Origin of the sequence: Nocardiopsis valliformis DSM 45023 (genome assembly GCF_000340985.1) — a bacterium.
Taxonomy (GTDB): domain Bacteria; phylum Actinomycetota; class Actinomycetes; order Streptosporangiales; family Streptosporangiaceae; genus Nocardiopsis; species Nocardiopsis exhalans.
Genome location: NZ_ANAZ01000079.1, coordinates 1 through 1,115, shown reverse-complemented (window position 1 = coordinate 1,115; position 1,115 = coordinate 1). Strand labels below are relative to the sequence as shown.

At 71.3% G+C, this 1,115-nt stretch carries 2 pseudogenes; both read right to left on the bottom strand.

What is annotated here, in order from left to right:
* Positions 1-627 (bottom strand): annotated as a pseudogene (locus D457_RS33910) (glycosyltransferase); the annotation flags it as partial.
* Positions 624-1,115 (bottom strand): annotated as a pseudogene (locus tag D457_RS33905) (glycosyltransferase); the annotation flags it as partial. The pseudogenes D457_RS33910 and D457_RS33905, both read right to left, overlap by 4 nt.

The following is a 1,115-nucleotide window of genomic DNA, read 5'->3' as shown; positions in this document are numbered from 1 at the left end:
CATCGGATTCACCACCCGCTCATCCACACCAGGCACATCAGCCACGGTGTGACGGGAGGCCGCTCCGGCCCTGTCCGCCATCCCCGGTGCTCCCAGGCGCTGCCAGGTCGAACCGTCCAGCGCCCTATGGACCGTGCCCTCCCGCACGGAGCAGGTCGCGGAGCGACCGCCGCCCGCTGCTGCGCGCGCCACCGCACCCACCACGAGCGAAACCTCCACCGGATCGGCGAAGGAGAACTGCCACCACCAGCCCTGGTCCGGCAACCGGCGCACCCTGGCCTCGAGAAGCCCCTGCCACTGGCCCAGACCGGGCGGCGAGGGCACTGGCGGGGCCGGACGCGACGCGGCGGCCAGCACGATGACCACGACCCCGGCCGCTGGCGGGAATCCGTCGACCGCTGGCTCCGCACGGAACAGGTCTGCCGGGGTCGCGGCAATGAGCACGACCGGGCCCTCTCCGTGTTCCGGAACCTGTGCCCGACTTTTCCAGTTCAGGTCCAGGACCTGGCCACCGGTGTCCAGCGCGACCTGCCCGGCCACTGCCGAGGTACCCGACCCGATGTGGCCGACCAGGGCCGGCCCTACTCCGAGGGCCCGTAGCGCGGTGGCCAGAACCGTCTCGATCACCGCAGGCCTCCGGCTGTCAGGCTTCGCTTCAGCAGGGGCTCGTCCGGGCTGCCCCAAGTCCGCGCCGACCGGGTCACAGGGATGTCCTCGGGGTCCGGCTCCAGCAGCGCGCTGGGACACCAGCCCGGGAGCCGCCGGTCTCTCCCGTGCCTGAGAAAGTAACCCGAGCCGACACCCCACGTGTGTCCGGCCGCCTTACGTCGGAGAACGTAGTTGCAGCCGTGTCCCCGATAGATGCGGCCGCCCATGCTCGCGGTCTCCTCCAACAGGAGGGAGTCCTCACCTGTGGGAACCGGGGAGAAGCCGCCCACATCCTCCAGCAGGCGGCGGTCCGTCAACAGGGTGCCGCCCGCCGCCCGGGTCCACAGGCACTCAGTCGGTCCCGCGAGGTACACGGTCAGGTCGAGGGCCTCGAGGTAGACGAACGAGGCGATGGATCCGACCAGGTCGGCGCCGGAGTAGCGGCGGGCCAGCACCAGATCCGACAG